Source organism: Myxococcus sp. CA005, from assembly GCF_006518205.1.
Taxonomy (GTDB): domain Bacteria; phylum Myxococcota; class Myxococcia; order Myxococcales; family Myxococcaceae; genus Myxococcus; species Myxococcus xanthus.
This window is the reverse complement of sequence record NZ_SRLV01000060.1, coordinates 16,881-39,955: the sequence shown is the minus strand read 5'-3', so window position 1 is coordinate 39,955 and position 23,075 is coordinate 16,881. Positions and strand designations below refer to the sequence as shown.

General features: G+C 67.7%; 23 protein-coding genes. 11 read left to right on the top strand and 12 right to left on the bottom strand.

Annotated features, from left to right (window positions below):
• Position 1 precedes the first annotated feature (1 nt).
• Entirely contained in the window at positions 2-676 is a 675-nt protein-coding gene (locus tag FMQ63_RS24410) for a hypothetical protein (protein WP_011551560.1), read from the top strand.
• Here FMQ63_RS24410 and FMQ63_RS24405 read toward each other — a convergent pair.
• From FMQ63_RS24405 to FMQ63_RS24385, 5 genes are all read right to left on the bottom strand, one after another.
• Entirely contained in the window at positions 577-1,200 is a 624-nt protein-coding gene (locus FMQ63_RS24405) for a DUF2378 family protein (protein WP_011551561.1), read from the bottom strand. The two genes, FMQ63_RS24410 and FMQ63_RS24405, sit on opposite strands and share 100 nt — an antisense overlap.
• Before the next feature lie 78 nt (positions 1,201-1,278).
• Entirely contained in the window at positions 1,279-1,779 is a 501-nt protein-coding gene (locus FMQ63_RS24400; RefSeq protein WP_011551562.1) for a biopolymer transporter ExbD, read from the bottom strand.
• A complete protein-coding gene (locus FMQ63_RS24395; protein ID WP_011551563.1) occupies positions 1,779-2,195 on the bottom strand; it encodes a biopolymer transporter ExbD in 417 nt (138 codons plus the stop codon). The genes FMQ63_RS24400 and FMQ63_RS24395 overlap by 1 nt, the downstream gene beginning before the upstream one ends.
• 125 nt (positions 2,196-2,320) lie before the next feature.
• The gene (locus tag FMQ63_RS24390; RefSeq protein ID WP_011551564.1) at positions 2,321-3,004 is read right to left on the bottom strand and encodes a MotA/TolQ/ExbB proton channel family protein; all 684 of its coding nucleotides are present in this window, start codon (positions 3,002-3,004) and stop codon (positions 2,321-2,323) included.
• A 71-nt stretch (positions 3,005-3,075) separates the two neighbouring features.
• Positions 3,076-3,828, bottom strand: a complete 753-nt coding sequence (locus FMQ63_RS24385; RefSeq protein WP_011551565.1) for an energy transducer TonB — start codon at positions 3,826-3,828, stop codon at positions 3,076-3,078.
• Positions 3,829-4,062: 234 nt separating this feature from the next.
• On the opposite strand from FMQ63_RS24385, the gene FMQ63_RS24380 reads away from it, so the two are divergent.
• From FMQ63_RS24380 to FMQ63_RS24365, 4 genes are all read left to right on the top strand, one after another.
• The gene (locus tag FMQ63_RS24380; RefSeq protein WP_026113827.1) at positions 4,063-7,248 is read left to right on the top strand and encodes a TonB-dependent receptor; all 3,186 of its coding nucleotides are present in this window, start codon (positions 4,063-4,065) and stop codon (positions 7,246-7,248) included.
• 36 nt (positions 7,249-7,284) lie between these two features.
• Positions 7,285-7,995, top strand: coding sequence for a hypothetical protein (locus FMQ63_RS24375; RefSeq protein WP_011551567.1), 711 nt, complete (start codon positions 7,285-7,287; stop codon positions 7,993-7,995).
• Positions 7,996-8,126: 131 nt separating this feature from the next.
• Positions 8,127-9,671 (top strand): radical SAM protein, encoded by a 1,545-nt coding sequence (locus tag FMQ63_RS24370; RefSeq protein WP_011551568.1) that lies wholly within the window; start codon positions 8,127-8,129, stop codon positions 9,669-9,671.
• Between the two features lie 96 nt (positions 9,672-9,767).
• Positions 9,768-10,679 carry a hypothetical protein gene (locus FMQ63_RS24365; protein ID WP_026113826.1) on the top strand — a complete coding sequence of 304 codons (912 nt, stop codon included), beginning with the start codon at positions 9,768-9,770 and terminating at the stop codon, positions 10,677-10,679.
• Between the two features lie 121 nt (positions 10,680-10,800).
• Here FMQ63_RS24365 and FMQ63_RS24360 read toward each other — a convergent pair whose 3' ends face one another.
• Positions 10,801-11,382, bottom strand: coding sequence for a hypothetical protein (locus FMQ63_RS24360; protein ID WP_011551570.1), 582 nt, complete (start codon positions 11,380-11,382; stop codon positions 10,801-10,803).
• Positions 11,383-11,388: 6 nt separating this feature from the next.
• Positions 11,389-11,949, bottom strand: coding sequence for a DUF4920 domain-containing protein (locus FMQ63_RS24355; protein WP_026113825.1), 561 nt, complete (start codon positions 11,947-11,949; stop codon positions 11,389-11,391).
• A gap of 88 nt (positions 11,950-12,037) precedes the next feature.
• On the opposite strand from FMQ63_RS24355, the gene FMQ63_RS24350 reads away from it, so the two are divergent.
• Complete coding sequence (locus tag FMQ63_RS24350) at positions 12,038-12,469, top strand: DUF2752 domain-containing protein (RefSeq protein ID WP_026113824.1); 432 nt, start codon at positions 12,038-12,040, stop codon at positions 12,467-12,469.
• Between the two features lie 10 nt (positions 12,470-12,479).
• Positions 12,480-13,058: a glycerol-3-phosphate 1-O-acyltransferase PlsY gene (plsY, locus tag FMQ63_RS24345; protein ID WP_011551573.1), complete on the top strand. Its 579-nt coding sequence runs from the start codon at positions 12,480-12,482 to the stop codon at positions 13,056-13,058.
• On the opposite strand, the gene FMQ63_RS24340 is transcribed toward plsY, so the two are convergent.
• The 3 genes from FMQ63_RS24340 to FMQ63_RS24330 all read right to left on the bottom strand — a co-directional run bounded on the left by FMQ63_RS24340 (position 12,975) and on the right by FMQ63_RS24330 (position 17,197).
• Entirely contained in the window at positions 12,975-14,276 is a 1,302-nt protein-coding gene (locus tag FMQ63_RS24340; RefSeq protein WP_011551574.1) for a class I SAM-dependent RNA methyltransferase, read from the bottom strand. The genes plsY and FMQ63_RS24340 overlap by 84 nt on opposite strands.
• Positions 14,277-14,282: 6 nt before the next feature.
• A complete protein-coding gene (locus FMQ63_RS24335) occupies positions 14,283-14,567 on the bottom strand; it encodes an antibiotic biosynthesis monooxygenase (protein ID WP_026113823.1) in 285 nt (94 codons plus the stop codon).
• Between the two features lie 119 nt (positions 14,568-14,686).
• On the bottom strand, positions 14,687-17,197 hold the full coding sequence (locus FMQ63_RS24330; protein ID WP_194866446.1) for a DNA translocase FtsK 4TM domain-containing protein: 2,511 nt from the start codon (positions 17,195-17,197) through the stop codon (positions 14,687-14,689).
• A 214-nt stretch (positions 17,198-17,411) separates the two neighbouring features.
• On the opposite strand from FMQ63_RS24330, the gene FMQ63_RS24325 reads away from it, so the two are divergent.
• The 4 genes from FMQ63_RS24325 to gatB are packed head-to-tail and all read left to right on the top strand — an operon-like array spanning position 17,412 to position 20,992.
• Positions 17,412-17,747, top strand: a complete 336-nt coding sequence (locus FMQ63_RS24325) for a zf-TFIIB domain-containing protein (RefSeq protein ID WP_026113821.1) — start codon at positions 17,412-17,414, stop codon at positions 17,745-17,747.
• Between the two features lie 6 nt (positions 17,748-17,753).
• Positions 17,754-18,041, top strand: coding sequence for an Asp-tRNA(Asn)/Glu-tRNA(Gln) amidotransferase subunit GatC (gatC, locus tag FMQ63_RS24320; RefSeq protein ID WP_011551578.1), 288 nt, complete (start codon positions 17,754-17,756; stop codon positions 18,039-18,041).
• A gap of 18 nt (positions 18,042-18,059) precedes the next feature.
• The gene (gene gatA / locus FMQ63_RS24315) at positions 18,060-19,520 is read left to right on the top strand and encodes an Asp-tRNA(Asn)/Glu-tRNA(Gln) amidotransferase subunit GatA (RefSeq protein ID WP_011551579.1); all 1,461 of its coding nucleotides are present in this window, start codon (positions 18,060-18,062) and stop codon (positions 19,518-19,520) included.
• 32 nt (positions 19,521-19,552) lie between these two features.
• On the top strand, positions 19,553-20,992 hold the full coding sequence (gene gatB, locus FMQ63_RS24310) for an Asp-tRNA(Asn)/Glu-tRNA(Gln) amidotransferase subunit GatB (RefSeq protein WP_011551580.1): 1,440 nt from the start codon (positions 19,553-19,555) through the stop codon (positions 20,990-20,992).
• Here gatB and FMQ63_RS24305 read toward each other — a convergent pair.
• Complete coding sequence (locus FMQ63_RS24305) at positions 20,989-22,023, bottom strand: carbon-nitrogen hydrolase family protein (RefSeq protein ID WP_011551581.1); 1,035 nt, start codon at positions 22,021-22,023, stop codon at positions 20,989-20,991. The two genes, gatB and FMQ63_RS24305, sit on opposite strands and share 4 nt — an antisense overlap.
• A gap of 6 nt (positions 22,024-22,029) precedes the next feature.
• Positions 22,030-22,992, bottom strand: coding sequence for an isopenicillin N synthase family oxygenase (locus FMQ63_RS24300; RefSeq protein ID WP_011551582.1), 963 nt, complete (start codon positions 22,990-22,992; stop codon positions 22,030-22,032).
• Positions 22,993-23,075: the final 83 nt, after the last annotated feature.

Genomic DNA, 23,075 nt, shown 5'->3' with positions numbered 1-23,075 from the left:
CTTGGGGGACGCTATGGGAGCAGAGGCCGCAGTGGAATCGGGGGACGTTCGTCAGCGCCGGCAGGTTCGTATCCGCAGGGCGGACATCAAGCGGGGCCAACGGATGAAGGTGGCGTTCGCCGTGTTCCGCTTCTGCCTCTACGGCATGGTGGGGCTCAGCGCCGAAATCTTCTTCTACAACCTGGTGCGCATCGCCCAGCACGTGCCGTTGCTGGAGGCGCTCTTCCGCTTTCAATGGCGCGTGGACGACCGGTTGGGGCTCAACGCCATCTGGGATACGCCCATCTCCACGGCGTATGGACAGTGCTCGCTGTGGATGTTCGTCATCTACGGTGTGGCGTGCTTCTTCTTCATCGAGCCGCTCTACCGCTGGATGCTGTACCAGCACACGGGCCTGCGAGCCGCTGTGTACGGCGTGGTCATCCTGCTCTTTGAAGGCTTCTCCGGTGTCATGCTGGAGCGGCTCACGGGATACCGCATCTGGTACTATGCGGATGCCGGCGCCATTCTCTGGCAGATGACCTCGCTCTACATCCTGCCCATCTGGATGGTGACGGGCCTGCTGGCGGAGTTCATCTACAGGGAGCTGATGGACCCTGACCTCCTGGCGGCCTTGGAGTCTCCGCTGCCCGCCACGCCGGAAGAGACCGAGGCCTCGTTCCAGTTGATTCGGTAGACGCAGGCGTGGCCGTCGTAGCCGGACATCTCGATGACGATGTCCTGCGCACCGGCCACCCGCAGCCCCGCGTGGATGATGCCCGCGGTGAAGGCAGGGTAGGGGCCTACCTCGTTCATCCAGAGCTCGAACTGGGTGGGCCCCAGCTCACGCAGCTTGGATTCCGTGTAGTTGTTGCCAGCCCGGAAGTTCTGTGTGGCCCGCATCAGCGTCCTGCGGGGCCCCAGCACGCGAAGCAATGAGAGGACGGCGCGTCCCAGCATCGTCTCACGGAAGCCTTCGATATAGGCCTCACCCAGCTTCCAGGTGCCCTGCTCGAGCGGGAGTTGGGGAAAGAGCTCCTCCGACGTGATGCGAAGGAACGTCATCCACGCGTCGAAGGTGTAGGCTGGCCGGAGCTTCTGATCCACATCGAGCCCTGCCTGCCGCAGGCGTGCCTTGCACTCAGGCGTCAGGCGCCCGTGCAGTGCCCGCAGGAACAGGGCTTCGATGGTCTGCTCAAAAATGAGAAGCTCGTCGGCCATGAGGAGTGAACTCTAGCCGACGAGCTTCTCGATGTGAACCACGTACCCACCCGGAGCGTAGGCTCCGGAAGAGGAGTTTCAGGGCGTGGGTGCGGGGGGCGGGGTCGGCGTATCGACCGAAGTGCCCTGGATGATGGCGTTCTGCGGCAGCTCCGTGGCCATGCCCAGCACTTTCGCACCAGCGGTCTTCGCGCCGTCCAGCGCAGTGATGAGCCGCCCGTAGTTGGTGGCGTCATCCGCCATGAAGAAGACGACTTTGTCGTCCGCCTTCTTGGCCGCCAGCATGCGCTTGAGCCGCGTCACGTAGTCGGCGGGGGCAATCTTCTCCGTGTTGATGGAGTAGCCACCGTCCTTGTCGAGCTGGACCACCAACTGCTGGTCGTTCGGGTCGGGAGGCGTCGGCTCCTGGTCGACCTCGGTGTCCGGCACGCGCACCACGATGTCCTTCTCGAGGAGCGGCGTGACGACCATGAAGATGATGAGGAGCACCAGCACCACGTCAACCAGCGGCGTGACGTTGATCTCCGAGTTCGGCTGCGCCTGGGGCTTGACCCACTGTCGTTGCTTGCGGCCGGCCATTACTTCTTCTCCTCGACGCCCAGGGAGATCTGCTTGGCCTTGGACTTGCGGGCCACGTCCAGCACCTTGCGCACGTCACCAACGCTGAGCGCGTTATCACCCTTGAGCAGGATCTTCTTGCCTGGATCCTTCTCGATTTCCGCGGTGAGCTTCTCCTGGAGCCCTTTCTCATCCACCTGGTCGTTCTCCACGAACACCTTCTTGTCCGGGGTGATGGAGAGGATGAGCGGGTCGGCTTCCTTCCCTTTTCCTTCCTTCTCGATCTCGGTGGCCTTCGGGAGCTCCACGGACTTGCCACGCTGGAGCATCGGGGTGACGACCATGAAGATGATGAGGAGTACCAGCACCACGTCGACCAGCGGCGTGACGTTGATGTCGCTCTTGACGCTCCCCTTGGGGCCTGCTGACATTCCCATGTCTTTACCTGTTTCCTGGTAAGGAGGTGCCCGCCTTCACGGTGGGCCTCCAGCGCCCCGAAGAAGAGCTGGAGACAGGGTCACCGTGAAGGGCATCGGGTCGTCCCCGACTCGCCCGGGACGGCTCAGGCGGCGTTCGAGGACTGCGCGCCACCACCCAGGTGGCGGGCAACCACGTCCAGGAACTCGTTGGACGACTCGGAGATGTCCACCGAGCGCGCGTCCACCCAGCCCTGCAGGAAGTTGTACGCCATCACCGCGGGGATGGCCACGAGCAGACCGAAGGCCGTGGTGATGAGCGCCTCGGCGATACCGGCGGAGATCGTGCCGAGACCACCGGAGCCCGCCTGCGCCATCAGCTGGAAGGCGTTGACGATACCCATCGTGGTGCCGAGCAGACCGACGAACGGCGCCGTGGAGCCGACCGTGGCCAGCAGGCCCAGACCGCGCTTCATGCTCTGGACCTCACGCTGCGCCTGACGCTCCAGCGCGCGCGCCACCGACTCCACCGCCACGTCCTTGTTGTTCGGGCTGATCCGGTACGCCGTCAGTCCGGAGTTGATCACCCGGCCCAGGTGGCCCACATCCTTGCCCAGGTTGGTGTTGGCGGCCGTGTTCAGGTCGCCTTTGGCCAGGATGGCACCCATCTTCGCGGCGAAGTTGCGGCTGTCAGACCGCGTCTTGCGGAAGACGATCATGCGCTCCGCCAACACGACCAGCGAGGCGATGGACATGATGCCCAGGGTGAAGATGATCATACGGGCGAAGAGGCCCGTGTGATCCCAGATTTCTGCGAGAGTGAATTGCATGGTTGGGTTGAGCGCTCCTCCTCACGAGCGCGGGGTAGTCAGCAATACGCCTCTAGACGACGCGCCCGGACTCAGCGCGGCAGCTTGAAGTTCAGGGTGAAGGTGTAGTCCACCTGCACAGGACGGCCCTGGAACGTGACCGGCTTGTAGCGCGACGACGCCAGCGCGTCCAGGACGGCCCGGTCCATGTGGGGCAGGGGCTTGATGATCCGGCAGTTCTCCACTCGACCTTCCACGGTGACGATGCACTTCACGATCATCGTTCCCTGGACGCGAGCCTCGAGCGCCTCACGAGAGTACTCGGGCTGAGGACCGGACAACTTCTCCGGCCGCGTCATGCCCGCACCGAACGGAAGCACGTCGGTTCCCGTCCCGCCAAGCTGGCCGCCGACCACGCCGCCAATCACACCACCGACCACGCCACCGACGACGCCGCCGACCACGCCACCTTCCACGCCGCCCTCGACGACTTCTTCGCTCGCCTCTTCTTCAGCGGGAGGCTCTTCGGAGGGCTCCACTTCCTTCGGGACCTCCTTCGGAATCTCCTTCGGCTGGACGATGGCGTCCGGCTTCTTGGGCTTCTTCGGCTGCGTCTTCGGCTTGCTCGAAGAGGCAGGAGGCGGTGGAGGAGGAGGGGGCGGCGGAGGCGGTGCCATGGTCGCCTTCAGCGTGACCTCAATCTCCTTCTCCTCCTCGACGGGCGGTCGCGTCGACAGCCAGATGGAGAGGCCGAACAGCGCCACATGGAGGATAACCGAGACAGTAGCCCCGACGCCGAATCGCGACTTGGGCCCCTGACCACGGTCAAGGACTGAATCGAACATGCACTAGACTCCTCTTCACCAGTGGACACCCATTGGCGACGCTCCGCCCGGATGAAAGGGCGCGCTACCATACAGAAACGCGTTCCAGGTTCAAGCAAGCACGGTCGACGGACGGGGCGTGATCGCGCAATTGCCCCACTGGTTACCAAAAAGCAACGGTCTATTGACAACTGCTCGACCTCGGATATTTTCCCGGGTCATTTTCACTTGCAGCCCACCTTGGAGGGGTCTGGTATGCACTTGAACCGAGTGCTCCGGGAAACCGGAGTTGTTGTCGCCGCAGGTCTGCTGTACGGATCCGCGGCTTTCGCGCAGTCGAGCACGATCATCGGTACGGTGATCGACGCTCAGAGTCGGCAGCCTGCCGCTGACGTCGTTGTGACCGCCACCTCGCCCAACCTTCAGGGTGAGCAGACGGTCGTCACCGACGCGCAGGGTAACTACCGCATCCCCCAGTTGCCCCCCGGCGACTACACCCTGCGGTTCGAGAAGGAGCAGTTCAAGCCGTACGCTCGTTCGGCCATCCAGCTGCGTCTCAACCGCACCATCCGCGTCAACGTGGAGCTGCTCCCCGAGGCGCTCGGTGAGGTGGTTGAGATCGTCGGCGCGCCCCCGACCATCGACGTGGGTTCCACGACGATGGGCGTGAACGTCGATCAGGAGTTCATCAAGCGCATCGCCGTTGCGCGTCCGGGTGGCAAGGGCGGCGCGACCCGCTCCTTCGAGTCCCTGGCCGAGCTCGCGCCTGGCGCCCAGAACGACAACTACGGCGTGTCCATCAACGGCTCGACCTCGCCTGAGAACGGCTACGTGGTGGACGGCCTGTCCACGAACGACCCGGCCTTCGGCGTGAACGCCAGCCCGTTGAGCATCGAGTTCGTGCAGGACGTGAACATCATCACCGGCGGTTACATGCCGGAGTTCGGCCGGTCCACCGGCGGCGTCATCAACGCGGTCACCCGGTCGGGCTCCAACGAGTTCCACGGCTCCGTGTTCGCGAACTGGACGCCGGGCACCCTCGAGGGTACCCGCAAGCAGATTCGTGAAGAGGGCACGGTCATCACCGGCCAGAACCAGCTGCAGAACCTGGGCGACTTCGGCGCCACCCTCGGTGGTCCGATCCTCAAGGACAAGCTGTGGTTCTTCGCCGGCTTCGCGCCGTCGTTCACCCGCTACCAGCACACCCGCACGCTCAATGCGCTGCGCGTCGATGACGAAGGCAACACGATCAAGGACGAGACCGACTTCACGGTCGCGGACGCGATCCCCGGTTCCGCCAGGAAGTACTACGCCGACTCCCGTACCATTCAGTACATGGGTAAGTTGACGTACCTCATCAACCAGGACCACAACGTGTCGTTCGCCCTGAACGGTACGCCGACCTCGACGGGTGGCCTTGGGAAGCTGAGCGTCAATCCCCAGTCGGGAGGCCTGCCGGGCGTGCTGGCTACCCGTCCGGGTGACTTCGGTCTTACGGAGACGAAGGCCAACACGACGTCTCTGGCCCTGAAGTACGCCGGTGCCTTCGCGGACAAGAAGGTCCTCGTTGATGCGAACCTCGGCTGGTTCCACCAGACCGCGTCCACCCTGCCGGGTGACGGCAGCAACCTGGGCGATCGCACGGGCCTGGCTGGCTACTCGCGGATGGTGTACACCACCCCGCGCGCGCTGACCCTGTTCGAAGCCCTGCCCGAAGGGCAGGAGGGTGCCTGCGGCAGCACGCCGGAAGAGCAACTGCTCCGCTGCCCGGTGACGGGCTACGGGGTGGGTGGCCCTGGCTTCATGAGCGACCAGACGCTGGATCGCTACCAGGCCAACGCGAAGGCCACCTACCTGCTGAACGCGCTGGGCACCCACGTGTTCAAGGCAGGCGTGGACGTCGAGTTGCTGTCGTTCGACCAGGTGAAGGCGTACGGCGGCGGCGTGTTCTTCCAGGAGGGTTCGAACTACGGGGTTGCTGGCCAGGGCCCCGCCGTGCACGATGCGCGTCGCTACGGGTATCAGACCGGTCCTGACTCTGCGGTGACGCAGTTCACCCAGGTTGCCAAGACGACCAGCACCACGGTCGGTGGCTTCCTCCAGGACTCCTGGTCCATCGCGAACCGGGTGACTCTGAACCTGGGCGTCCGCTACGACGTGCAGGCGCTCTACGGCGGCAATGGCGACCTCTCGCTGCTGCTCGGCAATCAGTGGTCGCCGCGTATCGGCGCCATCGTCGACCCGTTCGCCAACGGCCGCGCGAAGGTGTTCGTGAACTTCGCTCGTTACTACGAGCAGGTCCCGCTCAACCTGATGGACCGCGCGTTCCCGGGTGAGAACCGCATCTCCGCGCGTCGCTCCCTCGCGGAGCCGGGCCAGGGCACGGCGACCTCGTGCGACCCGTCCAGCTTCGAGAGCCAGCAGGCTACGTGCAACACCGACTCGAACCTGCTTGCCATTCCGGAGAGCAGCCGCAACGTGAACCGCTTCTACACGGGCGGCACGGTTGGCGGGACGCCGGTCGACCCGGACATCAAGGCCCAGTCCTCTGACGAAATCGTGGTCGGCGCCGAGTACGAAGTGCTGGCGAACACCCGCCTGGGTGCGAGCTACACGCACAAGGACATGAACTCGGTCATCGAGGACATGAGCCGCGACGACGGCAACACGTACTTCCTCGGTAACCCCGGCAGCGGCTTCGCCGGTGAGTTCCCGACGCCGGTTCGTAACTACGACAACGTCACCGTCTACCTGAACCGTACGTTCGCCGACGGCTGGCTCGCCCAGGCCAACTACACCTGGTCGCGCCTGTACGGTAACTATCCTGGTCTGTTCCGTCCTGAGACGGGCCAGCTCGACCCGAACATCCTCTCGGACTTCGACCTCATCGAGCTCCTGGAGAACCGCACGGGTCTGCTGCCGTTCGACCGCACGCACCAGATCAAGGTCTTCGGTGCGAAGGAGTTCAACATCTCGAACGCCCTGTCGGCGAGCGTGGGTGTCTCCTACCGCGGTAGCTCTGGTACGCCGATCAACTACTGGGGTAGCCACTGGGCCTACCTCCAGGACGAGTCCTTCGTCCTCCCCCGTGGCGCTGGCGGCCGTACGCCGTGGATCAACACCATCGACTCCAACATTGGCGTGAACTACCGCGTCAGCAAGGACAGCGTGGTGTCGTTCACCCTGGACGTGTTCAACCTCTTCAACTTCCAGGGCGTGAACACGGTCGACCAGACGTACACCCTGCGCGACATCAAGCCCATCCCGGGTGGCACGCCTGCGGACCTGGAGAACCTCCCGGGCCGCGTGGAGTTCCAGGACCAGGCGCCGCGTGACGAGCCCTTCGGCAGTGTCGACGGCGACGTGAACAAGAACTTCAAGAACCCGCTCTCGTACCAGGCGCCCCGTCAGGTCCGCTTCGGCATCCGGTACACGTTCTAATCCCAGGCCCAGTCACGGAATCGGAACATCAGTCACATGACCAAGAACATCGTCAATACTGCGTTGGTTCTCGTGGGCGCGGGAAGCCTGCTGACGGGCTGCAACTTCGAACAACCTGAGACCAACTGCTTCGTGCAGGAGTCGCCCAGCTGGGCGGTGAAGTACGACGTCGTGGATTCCCCCAAGGACGCGAATGGCGACGAGTGCACCACGACTGCGCCGCTCGTGGAGTTGATGGGTGTCTACAAGTACGTGAACCCGGAGACGGGGGCCGCGCAGCTCGCACTTCGTCCCGCGACTCTGGCGAGCCGCGCGATTGCTGACACGACGACCACGTCGGCGGATCAGACTTCGCTCGGTTCTCTGGACACCGAACCCAAGGACCATGGCTTCTGCCACGCGAACGACTTCGCTCCTGCGTTCGTCAACGTGGCGGCCTCGGATACTGCGGCGGCGAACACCATCCGCTACGAGTTCACTAATGTTCGCGTGTACTCGGCGGCTGTGGCGCCGGGAACCCAGTTCACGGGCGAGCTCAAGTACACCAGCAATGGTTGCACTTCGTCCTACGTGATGCGCGCTGTGTGGCCGCCCGCACCGTGCGATACCGCCTCGACGGAGCCCGCAGAGAACTGCGGTGTGGGGTCCGGCCTGAACCCGGAATTCGCCGTGGTGTGCCAGCCGACCAGCGCGACTGGAACCACGGGCTACTGCGTGCCGGCGGGTGACATCCCGTCGTTCAAGTAGTCGAACAAGTCGTCTGCTGAACCGCGCCACCCCACCTGGGTGGCGCACCTCGGCCCCGGCGGTCTCTCCCCACATGGGAGTGGCTGACCGGGGCCGCGGTGTTTAAAAGGCTGGACCTGTACTGGAGACACATGGAGGGCCGTTACTCACTCATCGAGCGCGTTCGCAGCTTGCTAGCGGACGAACAGGGCACGCTGCACAAGGCGGCGCCCTACCGGGTGGCCCTCTGCTACCCCAGCCCCTACCACGTGGGCATGAGCTCGCTCGGCTACCAGGCCATCTACCGTGAAATCCACGAGCATCCTGGCGCGACGGCCGAGCGCGTCTTCCTTCCGGATGACGTGGACGCCTTCAAGCGCACCCGGACGCCGCTCTTCACCTGGGAGTCCCAGGTCCCTGTCGCCGACTTCGACATGCTGGCCTTCTCCGTGGCCTATGAGCTGGAGCTGACGGGGCTCTTCTCCATGTTGGAGCTGACGGGCATCCCGCTCCTGGCGGAGGAGCGCCAGGATGGCCGCTATCCGCTCGTGGTGGGCGGCGGGCCGTTGACGTTCTCCAACCCGGATCCGCTGGAGCCCTTCGTGGACGTGCTCGTCCAGGGCGAGGCGGAGGATTTGATCCACCTGCTGGTGGAGGCCGCGGCGACCATGGAGCGCGAGGCCCTCCTGGCGCACCTGGCGCGCATCCCGGGCTTCCGCGTGCCCGGGCGGGGCGGAGCGCGGTACCACGTGGCCAAGGCCACGGATTCACGGCTGCCTGCTCGGTCGCAAATCGTGACACCGAACACCGAGCTGCGCTCGATGTTCCTCATCGAGCCGGAGCGGGGCTGCTCCCGGGGCTGCCATTACTGCGTCATGCGGCGCACCACGAACGGGGGCATGCGCACGGTGCCGCCGGAGCGGATCCTGTCCCTGATTCCGGAGCATGCCCGCCGGGTGGGGCTGGTGGGCGCGGCGGTGACGGACCATCCGCGCATCGTCGAGTTGCTCCGGACGATTGTGGAGTCCGGCCGTGAGGTGGGGGTGTCCTCCCTGCGCGCGGACCGGCTGACCCAGGAGCTGGTGGATCAGCTCCGGCGCGGAGGGGCCACCAACCTCACGGTGGCGGCGGACGGTCCGTCACAGCGCCTGCGGGACATGGTGGACCGGAAGCACTCGGAGGAACAGATTGTCCGGGCCGCGACCTTCGCTCGTACGGCGGGGATGAAGCAGCTCAAGGTGTACAACGTCGTGGGTCTGCCGACCGAAGAGGACGCGGACATCGACGAGCTCATCCGCTTCACCAGCGAGCTGTCCCGCATCCTACCGGTGGCGCTGGGCGTGGCGCCTTTCGTGGCCAAGCGCAACACGCCGTTGGATGGCGCTCCCTTCATGGGCATTCGCGAGGTGGAGGGGCGGCTGGAGCGACTGCGCAAGGGGCTCCGGGGGCGCGCCGAGGTGCGCCCGACGTCCGCGCGTTGGGCCTGGGTGGAGTACATGCTGGCCCAGTGCGGTCCGGAGGCGGGGCTGGCGGCCATGGATGCCTGGAAGGCCGGAGGGAACTTCGCGGCCTGGAAGCGGGCCTTCGACGCCCGGGAGTGTGAGCCGTACCTGGCCCGGCGGGTGGAGGACGGTCGGCGCAACCCCGTCCTGTGGCCCACCGTGCCGAGGACCGCGCCCCCGGCGTCCGCCGCCTGACGTGGGATTGCACGTGGTGGTGCACGTCCGCCCCGGCTTCCGCTAGAAGGCCGCTTGGCGCGCCGATGGCCGGCGTCCAGGGCAGCGGAGATCCAGGTGAGCACGCAGCGAGTGGACAAGTCGTGGCAGCAGAAGGGCCTGAAGGAGTACTCGACGGAGGCCCTGCTCGGGACGCTCGGCCATTACGGCATTGCCGTGGGCGAGGACGACTTCCGCAAGCTGGCGGAGACGGCCTTCCCGCTGGGCATTGCCCAGCAGTGGCGGCCGCAGTGGAAGGGCACCGGCCCCTTCAAGGACTTCGCTGTGGCGGCGGCAGTGGAGCTGTGGAGCCGCTGGCTGCCGGACCGCGTGGCGCCCATGGAGATGGCCGACACGCTGGCGAACCTGATGCAGCAACTGTCGTTCCTGTTGGGTGGGCGGCAGGACGCGGCGGTGGACGCCGCCTTCGAGAAGATGAACGCGGTGCGCGCGAAGATGCCGCTCGACGAGAAGGGTGCGCCGCAGGAGCGCTTCATGCGCGAGGCGCTGGCGCCCTTCACGGAGAAGCAGGCCGAAATCTTCGACAGCCTCGCGGAGGCGCTGGCGTCGTCGGGCCACGTGGGCCACGCGGAGTCTTTCGCGGACCTGGAGGAGTTCCTCCTGCCGGACCGCCGTGGAATCTCGCGGGCCATCGTCCGCGCGGCGAAGGGCGAGCTGCAGCCCGCCACCGAGGACATGGTGAAGCTCACCGAGGACACCGAGCGCTCCCCCATCGCACGCCTGCTGGCGGTGGACGGCCTCATCCACATCAAGGCGCACGGTCAGGCGGCGGCCGCGGCCCGCACGCTGCTCGCGGCGGCGGAGAATGGCGGTGACCTGCACCTCGCGCTGGACCTCGTCCCCCGCCTGGAGCACGTCTACAAGGCGCAGAACGACCGCGAGTCGCTGCTGGAGCTGATGGGCATCTCCGAGCGCCTGGAGGCGGCCCACGACAAGATTCACCCCGGCCACCGCCGTCACCGTCACTGAGGCACGCGCGTGACAGGGGGCCTGCGTGGCCTCCTGTCACAGCCCGTGGGAAGAGGGGCCCGTCCGCGGCTCCGCGCCCAGGAAAGAGGGTGCCAGGGAGCCGCGCTTCCACCCCTTCGTCCTAGCCGTTCGACTCCTGTCCCTGAGGAGATTCGGAGGTGGGCGGCACCTCTTCCTCCACGTCCTTCGCGCCACCCCGGCGCTTCAGCGGAACGCGAAGCACGCCGGGGACACCTTCCGCCACGTCTCGCACGGAAACCACGGCGCCCACGGTGGTGTAGCGGATGGCGCCCGTCTGCGTGAAGGCGTGCTTGAGCGGGTACTCCTTCGCCCGGGGAAGGAACCACTCGCGCGCCGCCTTCATGGGCACGACGTGCAGCTCTCCCTGCGAGAGGAAGACGTACACCAGCAGGTCCGCACCGCTGTAGAGGAAGCAGCCCGGGGTGTCCTTCTCCAGGTTGGACACCAACTCGAAGAAGTAGCGGCGGCGGGTGGCGTTGCGGTCGCCCTTCACCTCGATGCCGCGCACCTCTCCCGAGGGGAGCTCCCAGAGCAGGTCCACACCCCGGTGCTGGAAGCGCGGGTCCAACTGCACGTCATGCACGCGCGAGCCCGGCTCCGTCTCCAACATCCATGCGCGGGCGTGCTGCACGGCGCGGTCCGCCGCGCTCTGCACGCCGCGCATGCTGAAGCTTCGTGCCATGTCGTCTCAGCGGCGCAGTTCGACGCCCGTGGCCACCAACTGCACCTCACGCGGCTTGCCATCGGCGCCGCGGGGGACGATGGCGCCCTCCGACTCGTAGTGCTGGGCGCGGCTGTCGGTCAGCTCGGCCACCTTCAGCACGCCTTCCACACGCGCCTGCGCGCCCGCGGAGTCCAGGGGGACGAAGAAGCCGTAGTCCTTGAACGTCACGCGCACGCCCGGGCCCTTGTCCTGGCCGTTCGCCGCCAGCTCCATCCAGCAGCCCTTGCGCTCACACGCCTTGCGCACCTGCCCCTCGAGCAGCACCGTCTTGCCGTCATGAGCCTGCGGCTTGGCCAGCACGTCCGCGAGCTTCACCGCCTTGGCGCCCTTGAGGGGCTCGCCGCGGGTGAGCTTCCAGCCATCGGGCGCGCCTTCGGCCTTGGGCGCGGTCTGCGCCTGCGGAGCGGGCGGGTGGTGGCAGTCGGCCTCGGCGGCCTTGCCCGCCTTGGCGGACGACTTGTCACCCGCAGCGGCAACCAGGGGAACGGCGACCAGCAGCATCAGGGACGTGCGGAGCGTGTTCATACCCCGTCCGCTTAGCCAAAAGTCTTTGCTCCGGCAAGGCGACCCCCGTACTAAAGTCCATCCATTCGCACACGCTGAGGAGGTGCGCTTGAAGGTCGTCATCCCTCCCCGCAACCGCCGTTTCAGCACCGTGGACGCCATGGGGCTCGCCGGCGTGGTGGGGCTGCTCGTGGCGCGCTACATCCCGGTGGCCCGCATCATCCCCTTCTGGGGCTGTGTGCTCAGGGAGCAGACCGGGTGGCCCTGCCTCGGCTGCGGTCTGACGCGCGTGGCCGACCGGGTGTCCCACCTCAACTTCGCCGGCGCCTGGGAGGCCAACCCCCTGGGAACGGTGGCGGCCATCGTGTTCGCGCTGGCGGCGGTGGTCATGGTGCTGCACCTGGTGTTCGCGATGCCCATCCCCCAGGTGGAACTCTCCCCCCGCGAGTGGAGCGTCCTGGGCGTCGTGACGCCCATCATCATCCTGGTCAATTACGCCTACGTGGTGGTGAAGACGCGCTTCCCCCACCTGCTGCTGTAGCCTCTGCGTCGTGACTTCCGCGCTCGTCCTGCTGGGCTACCTCGCCGGCTCCATTCCCTTCGGTGTGTTGCTGACGCGGTGGCTGCGCGGGGTGGACGTGCGCACCGGCGGTAGCGGGAACATCGGCGCCACCAACGTCACGCGCGTGGCGGGCAAGAAGCTGGGCGCGGTGGTGTTGCTGCTGGATGCCATCAAGGGCGCGCTGCCCGTGGTCCTGGCGGTGCGCCTGTTGCCGGATGCGCCCACCGTGCATGTGGCGGTGGGGCTGGCCGCGGTGCTGGGCCACATCTACCCGGTGTGGCTCAAGCTCCAGGGCGGCAAGGGCGTGGCCACGGCGCTGGGCGTGCTGCTGGTGCTGGTGCCCCAGGCCGCGCTGGCGGCCGCGCTGGTGTACGTCGCCGTCTTCGCCGTGTCGCGCGTGAGCTCGCTGGGCTCGCTGGCGGCGGGGGCCACGGCGGTGGGCACGTCGGCGCTCACCGCGCGGGCCGTGGAGTACGCGGGACTCTCAGCCCTCCTCTTCGCCCTCATGCTGTGGACGCACCGGGGCAACATCCTCCGGCTGGCGCGGCGCACCGAGCGGCGCTTCTGAGCCGTTCCCGGTGTCACCCCGAGCGCTGCCGCCGTCTGGAGGACGGTAGCCCAGCAGCGAGCAGGCGATGGGGCCGTTCCAGAGGTCCCGCTTCGCGGAGGGGCGCGCGTGGAAGGCGCTCTCGAAGGCGGGGTTGCCGCAGATGACCCACACGCGCCAGCCCGGCACGCGCAGCGACTCGCCCAGCTTGAAGTAGAAGCTCTTCATGCCCTTCTGGCCGCCCGTGCCGAGCCGGTCGCCGTAGGGCGGGTTGGTGACGATCAATCCGCCTGTCTCCGGCAGCGGCGGCAGCCGGGTCGCGTCACCCTCGGCCAGCTGGATTTCCTCCGTCAGTCGCGCGGCGCGCACGTTGCGGCTGGCGGCCTCCAGCGCCTCCGGGTCCTTGTCGAAGCCGAGCAGCGGTACTTCCACCTTCCGCTCGTTGCGGCGGGCATCCGCGCGCATGTCCGCGAGCAGCTCGCGGGCCCGGGTGCCCAGCTCCGGCCAGCGCTCCACCGCGAAGTCCCGGTTGAGCCCGGGCGCGCGCCGGCGGGCGATGAGGCCTGCCTCGATGAGCAACGTGCCGGAGCCGCACATCGGGTCCACCAGGCCCTCCGTCCCCGTGTAGTTCGCCGCGCGAAGCACCGCCGCGGCCAGCGTCTCCTTCAGCGGGGCGGGCGTGGGGCGCACGCGGTAGCCCCGGCGGTGCAGCGGCTCGCCGCACAAATCCAGGGACAGGGACAGCGTTTCACGGGCGAGGTGCGCCACCACGCGGATGTCCGGGTCCCTCGTATTCACGTCCGGCCGGGCGCCCTTCGTGTCGCGCATCCGGTCGACGATGGCGTCTTTCACCTTGAGGGCCACGAAGCCGGAGTGGCTGTGCTCGCTGTCCTTCAGCGTGGCATCCACCGCGAAGGTGTGTTCGGGGGTGAGGTGCTCCTCCCAGGGGATGCTGGCGGCGGCTTCGTACAGGCCTTCCGCGCCCCGGGCCTCGAAGGCGCCCAGCGGGTAGAGCACGCGCATGGCGATGCGGGACCAGAGCGCCACCATGAGCGCCTCGTCGAGCGTGGCCATGAAGCGGACACCGCCGCGGTCCTGGCGGATGCGGCGGGCGCCGAGCTCCTTCAGCTCGTCGGCCAGGAGGTCCTCGGTGCCGCGAGCGGCGGTGGCGAAAAGGGCAATGCGTTCAGCCATGGGATTCCGCCCATAGACGACACCGGGCCGCTTGGGAACCGGCATCGCGTTTCATGTGCCCACCGCCTCGTAGAGGGCGAAGGTGGCGTCCTCCTGCTGGGCGCTCGCCTCCCGCGCCCGCTGGAAGTCCTCGGACTGAAAGTAGGCCCGCATGGAGGCCTTGTCCCGCCAGCGCGTCACCAGCATCAGCTCCGGCGGCCGTTCGAAGGAGCGCAGCTCCTCCAGCCCCAGGAAGCCCGGGTATCCGTCCACCGCCCGCGTGCGCGCCTGGAAGCGGGCGACCAGGCGGTCCGCTTCCTCGGGGGCTGGCCGGAAGCGGGCGATGGCGACAATCATGGGCACGCCCCGGTGGAAAACAGCGAGGGCGTCCGGGCCGAGCCAGGACGCCCCCGTGAAGTGGAACCGCCAGGGCCACCGCCTCCCATCCCATCCGGGAGACGGCGGCCACGTGGGCCTTACATGGCCCCGGCGCCGGGCATGTCGCCCAGGCCCCGGATGAGCACCTCGCGGGGCTTGGCGCCGTCCGCCGCGCCCACCACCCCGTCGCGCTCCATCCGCTCAATCATGCGGGCCGCGCGGTTGTAGCCGATGCGCATCTTGCGCTGGAGCATGGAGATGGAGACGGCCCGCATCTCGCTGACCGTCGCGAGCGCCTGGTCGTACAGCTCGTCGGACAGCTCGTCCTCCTCGCCGCCACCTTCCACGTCCTCGTCGCGCGGCTTGAGGATGGAGTCGTCGTAGACGGGCTTGCCCTGGGCCTTGAGGTGGTCCACCGCCTTCTTGATTTCGTTCTCCGACACGAAGGCGCCGTGCACGCGCTGCAGGTGCGCGCTGGTGGGCGGCATGATGAGCATGTCGCCCATGCCCAGCAGGGCCTCCGCACCGACCGTGCCCAGAATCGTCATCGAGTCCGGCTTCGAGCGCAGCATGAAGCTGACGCGCGTGGGGAAGTTGGCCTTGATGACGCCGGTGACGACGTCCGTGGACGGGCGCTGCGTGGCGACCATCAGGTGGATGCCGGCCGCGCGGGCCATCTGCGCCAGGCGAGCGACGTAGGTCTCCACCTCGCGGCTGGCCACCATCATCAGGTCGGCGAGCTCGTCGATGATGACCACGATGTAGGGCAGCTTCTTGAGCTGCTTCTTCTCCGGCTCGGTGGACTCGCTGGCCTCCATCGCCTCGGTGTCCTCGGACTCGTCCTCCAGCTCCGGAGCCTCGGCTTCCTCGGGCGCCTGCGCGTCGAGCATGTCGTCCTCGTCGTCCCGGGGTGCGGCGACGCCCAGGCTCTCACCGCCCGCGGGCATGGAGGACTTGGGGCTCTCGCCATCGAGCACGAGCACGTTCTTCGGCTTCGCCTTCTTCTTCGGCGCGGACTCGGTGGTCGTCTTCACCTCCACCGCGGTGCTCTCCACCAGCTTGTTGAAGCCGGCGATGTTGCGCACGCCCGCCTCGGACAGCATCTGGTAGCGGCGCTCCATCTCCTCCACGGCCCAGCGCAGCGCGAGCGCCGCCTTCTTCGGGTCCGTCACCACCGGCAGCAGCAGGTGGGGGATGCCCTCGTAGACGGAGAGCTCCAGCATCTTCGGGTCCACCATGATGAAGCGGACCTCCTCGGGCGTGGCCTTGAGGAGGATGCTCATGATCATGGAGTTCACCGCCACCGACTTACCGGACCCGGTGGTGCCGGCGATGAGCAGGTGGGGCGCCTTGGCCAGGTCGAGGACGTACGGCATGCCCTCGATGTCCTTGCCCACGCACATGGTCAGCTTGCTGGCGCCCTTGTTGAAGGCGTCCTGCTCGGCAATCTCCTTGAGGTAGACGGTTTCACGGTCCCTGTTCGGCACCTCGATGCCCACCACGCCCTTGCCGGGGATGGGGGCGACGATGCGCACGCGCATGGCCTCCATGGCCATGGCGAGGTCGTCCGCGAGCGCGGCAATCTTGCTCACCTTGATGCCGGGGCCCGGGAGGAACTCGTACATGGTGACGACGGGGCCGGGGCGAATCTCCACCACCTCGCCGACGATGCCGAAGTCCGCCAGCTTCGCGCGCAGCTTCTCCGCCTTCTCGCGCTCGCGGGACTCCTTGAGCGCCAGCTTCGCGGCGATGGCCTGCTCCTTCTCCTGCTGCTTCGACAGCCGGAAGGCCTCCTCCGCCATCGCTTCGGCCTCGGCGGCCTCTGCCTCTTCGGCCAGGCGCTCGGCTTCGGCGAGCTCTTCCTCGTCGGCCTCGAGCTGCGCGAGGAAGGCGGCCTCCTCGAGCTTCTCCTCGGCGGCGCGTTCCTGGCGCTCCTGGTAGGCCACCTTCTGAGCCTCCCAGAACACGCTGGCGGACTCCTGGACGCGGCGGCCCACCACGCAGAGCCCGGCCCACGCCAGCGAGCACAGCTTGAGGAAGGTGTACTGGGTGCCCACGATGAGGGCGGCCGCGCTGATGGCTGTCACCAGGATGACGGTGCCCACCGTGGAGAACAGGCCGGACATGATGCCGCCCAGGCTGGCGCCCAGCGCGCCACCCGGTGGGTGCGCCCAGCCCTTGTCACCGGCGAACATCAACTGCGCCAGCACGGACACGCTGACCGTCAGCAGCGCCAGGCTGATGATTTGCGGTCCTCGCTTCCGGTCGCGGCTGCCCACGAAGAGCACCATGGCCGTGTAGATGCCACCCGCCGGGATGAGGTAGGCGCACACGCCCAGCAAGCCGCGCAGGGACTCCGCGATGAGGTGCCCCATGGGGCCCACCGCGTTGTTGAAGCCCGGGCCCACCCGGTCCTTCGCGTCGAAAGTGGCCACCGCCAGCAGGGCAATCAACGACGCCGCCAGCAGGAACACGCCGGTGATGGCTCGGGTGGTGACGTCACCGCCCTTGCCGGCCTTCATCCGCTTGTCCGCCAGCGCCCTGCGGCGCGTCGCGATTTCCTGCCGGGACAAGACCGCCTTCTCCGCCCGACCCTTCTTCGCCGTCATGTCCGTCTTCCCTCTGCGCGTCTCAGCCGCGTAGCGGGCTGTAGCAATGCCCGCAGCGAGTGTAGGGAGGGCGGGGGACCGGTCAATTTTCCAGCTCAGGACGGGGAACCTACATTTCGGCTGCACCCCTCCCCAGAGGGGGTATGGTGCCGCCCAACATCGCCGCCCGGGCGCGCATGCCGCGCGGCGGCGGGACTTCGTGGAGGAACATCACATGGCCGACGCCCGTACCGACAAGCCGTCATCCACCGAGGAGGAGTACTTCGCCCGGGAGGAGATTGAGAAGAAGCGCAAGCTGGCTCTGGAGCAGGCCGCGGCGAGCGCGGCGCAGCAGCGCGAGGAGCTCAAGAAGCTCCACTGGATGAAGTGCCCCAAGTGCGGCATGGACCTCCAGACGCTGAAGCAGGGGAATGTCGAAATCGAGACCTGCTTCAACTGCCACGGCATCTTCCTGGACGCCGGGGAGCTGGACCAGCTGGTCGCCCAGCACGGCCACGAGGGCAGTGGCAAGGTGATGGGGGCCATCCTCAACCTCTTCAAGAAGAAGTAGGCCGCCGTGGCGCTCACGCTCGAGCAGGTGCGCCATGTGGCCACACTGGCGCGGCTGTCGCTGACTCCGGAAGAGGAGCAGCGCTTCACCACCCAGCTGTCCGCGGTGCTGGACGCGGTGGAGCAGCTCCAGTCGCTCGACGTGGAGGCCGTGGAGCCCACTTCCCACGCCACGCTCACGTCCTCACGGTTGCGTGAGGACGTGACGCGGCCGTCCCTGCCGCCAGAGAAGTCCCTGGCCAACGCGCCGGCGAAGTCGGACACGTCCTTCGCCGTGCCGAAAATCATCGAGTAGCCCCGGAGGTTCCACGCCATGCAGCTCACGGACCTCACGATGCTGGAGCTGGCCGCGAAGCTGGCCGCGGGAGAGGCCTCCTCCGAGGAGGCCACCCGCGCGAGCCTGGCGCGCATCCAGCAGGTGGACCCGAAGGTGCGCGCCTTCTTGCGCGTGGATGAAGCCGGTGCCCTGGCCGCCGCTCGCGCCAGTGACGCGCGCCGCAAGTCGGGCAGTCCCGCCAGCGCCCTGGACGGCGTGCCGTTGGGGCTCAAGGACATCTTCCTCACCGAGGGCGTGGAGACCACCGCCGGCTCGCGCATCCTGGAGGGCTTCGTTCCGCCCTATGACGCCACGGTGGTGCGCCTGCTGAAGGAGGCGGGCCTGCCGCTGGTGGGCAAGCTGAACATGGATGAGTTCGCGATGGGCTCATCCAACGAATCCAGCGCCTTCTTCCCCAGCCACAACCCGTGGGATGTGTCGCGCACGCCGGGCGGCTCGTCTGGTGGCTCGGCGGCGGCGGTGGCCGCGCGCGAGGTGTTCGGCGCGCTGGGAACGGACACGGGCGGCTCCATCCGCCAGCCCGCGGCGCTCACCAACACCGTGGGGCTGAAGCCCACCTACGGCCGGGTGTCGCGCTTTGGCGTCATCGCCTTCGCCTCGTCGCTGGACCAGCCGGGCCCCATGACGCGCACGGTGGCGGACGCGGCGGCGCTGCTCCAGGTGATTGCGCGGCCGGACGCGCAGGACGCCACGTCCGCGGACGCGCCCGTGCCGGATTATTCGGCGGACCTGGAGGCCGGCGTGCGGGGCCTGAAGCTGGGCGTTCCGCGCGAGTACTTCACCGAGGGCATGGACCCGGAGGTGGAGGCCGCGGTGCGCGAGGCCCTGCGCGAGTACGAGCGTCTGGGCGCGACGCTGGTGGACGTGTCGCTGCCCCACACGAAGTACGCGCTGGCGACGTACTACCTCATCGCGCCCGCGGAGGCGTCCAGCAACCTGGCTCGCTACGATGGCGTGCGCTTCGGCCTGCGGGCGAAGGACGCGCGCAGCCTGCGGGACGTGTACGCGCTGACGCGGGAGCAGGGCTTCGGCGCGGAGGTGAAGCGCCGCATCATGCTGGGGACCTTCGCGCTGTCCTCCGGCTACTACGACGCCCACTACCTGCGTGCGCAGAAGGTTCGCACGCTCATCCGCGAGGACTTCACGCGGGCCTTCCAGCAGGTGGACGCGCTGCTGTCGCCCACCTCGCCGGTGCCGGCCTTCAAGCTGGGTGAGAAGGTCGAGGACCCGCTGTCCATGTACCTCATGGACATCTACACGCTGCCTTGCAACCTGGCGGGCCTGCCCGGCCTGTCGGTGCCCTGCGGCTTCACGAAGGCGGGCTTGCCCGTGGGCCTGCAGATTCTGGGGCGGCCCTTCGACGAGGCTGGCCTGCTGCGCATTGCCCGCGCCTACGAGCGCGAGCACGACTTCTTCCGCCGCTCCGCGCCCCTGTAGGGCCCTCGAGCGTCCGCCCTGGTGACACCGCCATGCCCGTGAGCGATTTCCAGCCCGTCATCGGCCTCGAGGTCCACGCGCAGCTCCTCACGCAGTCCAAGATTTTCTGTGGCTGCTCCACCGCGTTCGGCGCCGAGCCCAACCGCAACACCTGTCCGGTGTGCCTGGGCATGCCCGGTGTGCTGCCGGTGCTCAACCAGCGCGTGGCGGAGTTCGCCGTGCGCACGGGGCTGGCGCTGGAGTGCACCATCCGCCCGACGAGCGTGTGGAGTCGGAAGAACTACTTCTATCCGGACCTGCCCAAGGGCTATCAGATTACGCAGTTCGACCAGCCCATCTGCGAGCACGGGCGGCTCGTCATCGACACGCCGCAGGGCGAGAAGGCCATCCGCATCCTCCGCATCCACATGGAAGAGGACGCGGGCAAGAGCGTGCATGACGCCGGTGGGGGCCAGAGCCTGGTGGACCTCAACCGCGCGGGGGTGCCGCTGCTCGAAATCGTCAGCCAGCCGGACCTGCGCGACGCGGACGAGGCGGTGGAGTACCTCAAGGCGATGCGGGACGTGCTCGTCTACCTGGGCGTCAACGACGGCAACCTGGAGGAGGGGAGCTTCCGCTGCGATGCCAACGTGTCGGTGATGCCGAAGGGCTCCACCACGTTTGGCCAGCGCTGCGAGCTGAAGAACCTCAACTCGTTCCGCTTCCTCAAGCAGGCCATCGAGTACGAGATTGCCCGGCAGGTGGACGTCATCGAGTCGGGTGGCAAGGTGGTGCAGGAGACGCGCCTGTGGGACGTGAACAAGGGCGTCACCCGCTCCATGCGCAGCAAGGAGGAGGCGCACGACTACCGGTACTTCCCGGAGCCGGACCTGCCGCCGCTGCACGTGAGCGCGGAGGCCATCGCCGCCGCGGCGAAGGCGCTGCCAGAGCTGCCGCGCGCGAAGCTCCAGCGCTTCACCAGCCAGTACGGACTGCCCGCGTATGACGCCCGCATCCTCACCGCCGAGCGTCCGCTGGCCGACTACTTCGAGGCCTGCGCCGGGCACTACAAGGACTACAAGAAACTCTCCAACTGGTTCCTCGGAGAGCTGATGCGCCTGCTGAAGGAAGAGGGTACGCCGCTGTCCGCGCTGCGCTTCACGCCAGCACAGCTGGGGGAGCTGCTGGGCGCTGTCGACCAGGGCATGGTGTCCGCCAACGCGGGCAAGGATGTGCTCGGGGAGATGTTCCGCACGGGCAAGGCGCCCGCGGACATCATCGCGGAGAAGGGCCTGGCCCAGGTGAGCGACACCGGCGCCATCGAGGCGGTGGTGGACGACATCCTCGCGAAGAACGCGGGGGAGATTGAGAAGTACCGCGCCGGCAAGAAGCAGGTGTTCGGTTTCTTCGTGGGCCAGGTGATGCGGGCCATGAAGGGCAAGGGCAACCCCGCCCTGGTCAACGAGCTGCTGAAGAAGAAGCTCGGCGACTAAGGCGTGCCGTGTGCCGCGGTGGGGACGATGGCGTGCACCACGTCCTCCTCCTGCGTCGTCTGGGCCTGGGCGAGCACGCGCACGTCGCCGGAGGCCGTGCGCTCCAGGATGTGTGAGGCGGCTTCGAAGGTGCCGCCGAGCAGACTGCCCACCTGCTGCGCGCTCACCACGTAGCGCACGTTCCGGAGCGTGCGGAGCTGCGCGGGCAGGCCTTCGTGTCGCCAGCGCTCGCCTTGGGCAGAGCGTGCCCATGGCCCGGCGTGGATGGCGGGATGGGCGAGGACATCCACTCGCATGGCGTCGAGGTATTGCGCGCAGGGGGCGAACCAGGGCTCGTCGCGGGTATGCGGCTGGGCGAAGCCGTCATAACCGATGAGGGTCGCCAGCTTTCCGAAGGGCGTCTGGAGCACGGCCAGGTCCTCCGGGCGGCCAGGGCTCAGGTGCAGCCCGTCTTCCCAGGAGGGCACCAGGTTGGCCTTGCGCGCAGCCGCGACGCAGTTGCCTTCGGGCGAGAAGGTGTAGCTGGTGTTGTAGGTGCGCGCGCTGAAGGGCTCGAAGTCCGGCGAGCCCTCCCCCCGGCGGCCGGCGGGCAGCAGCGCACTGCCCGCCACCACCCACAGGCCGAAATCCCGCGCGATGCCAGAGAAGGTGTTCCACAGCGTCCGGTGCACGAGGGGCGCTCGCGCGGCGTAGATGCACTCCGTCAGCGACGGTGGCCGGAAGTCGCTCCAGGCATTCCACACCCCCCAGGCCTCGGAGAGGCGCACGCGTTTCAGTGCACCCTGGAGTGAGGTGCTTTGCCGCACGCGGTGCATGTGGCCCAGGAACAGCAACGGCGCCCCCACCGACTCCGGCCACACGGCGAGCGCTGGATAGCGCGGCTGGCCTGACGCATCCCGGGCGCGCAGGGCATCCACCTTCGCGGCCAGCGCACGGTGTCGCGCGGCGAAGGCCGCCGGAGAGGCGTAGTCCTCCAGCGAGACGCGGGGCTGGAGGGCGAACAGTTCGACGAGGTCGGTGGCCGTGTCCACGGTGCGTTACTTCAGCAAGCCATTCTCGCGCAGCCGCTGCTTGAGGAAGGCATCCGCGGTGATGGGCGCGTGGCGCGCCGGGGTGTCCGCCGTCTGGGTGCAGGGCAGCGCCTGGAGCACGCAGTCCGCGTAGGGATGGACGAAGAAGGGCATCGAGTAGCGCACCGTGTCCTCTTCCTTGCTGCGCGGGTTCACCACCCGGTGCGTAGTGGCGGGGATGATTTCGTTCGTCACGCGGCTGAGCATGTCGCCCGAGTCGACGACAATCTGTCCGCGCAGTGTGTCCACCGGCAGCCACTCCCCGTCGCGGGTGAGCAGCTCCAGGCCGGACGCCGTGCCCTCGCAGAGGAGGGTGATGAGGTTGATGTCCTCATGCTCGGCGGCGCGCACGCCCCCGGGGATGAAGCGCTCCTTCAGCGGCGGGTAGTGGATGAGCCGCAGCACGGAGTTGCCGTCCGTGGCCATGCCGCTGAAGGTGTCGCGCGCCACGCCGAAGTACTCGGCCAGCGCCTGGAGCATGACGCCCGCCGCGCCATCCAGCGCGTTGAAGAGCGACAGCGTGTGCTCGCGGAAGGTGGACACCTCGGTGGGCCACACGTTGGGGCCATAGAGCGCGTGGTACTTGTGGTCAGGTGGGAGCTCGCGGCCCACGTGCCAGAACTCCTTCAGGTCTCCCACCTGGCGGTTCTTCGCGTGCTCCTGACCGTAGCCGATGTAGCCGCGCTGGCCGCCGTGCCCCGCCTGGGCGTACTGGGCCTTGGTGGCCTCGGGCAGGGCGAAGAAGCGCTCCACGTCCGTGTACGTGCGCCGGATGAGGCCGTCGTCGATGCCGTGGCCTTCCACCGTGACGAAGCCGAACTCCTTGATGCCGTCGCCGAACACCTGCACGAAGCGGGCGCGCTCCTGGGGTGTGCCCGTGCGGTAATGGGACAGGTTGACGACGGGGATGCGGCGCTGGGTTGGCGACATGGCGCCGCACTTTAACCACCGTGATGGATTGTCGGCACGCACAGCGTCCGCCAGAGGACCCTGTTCTGCGACCATGGCTTCGA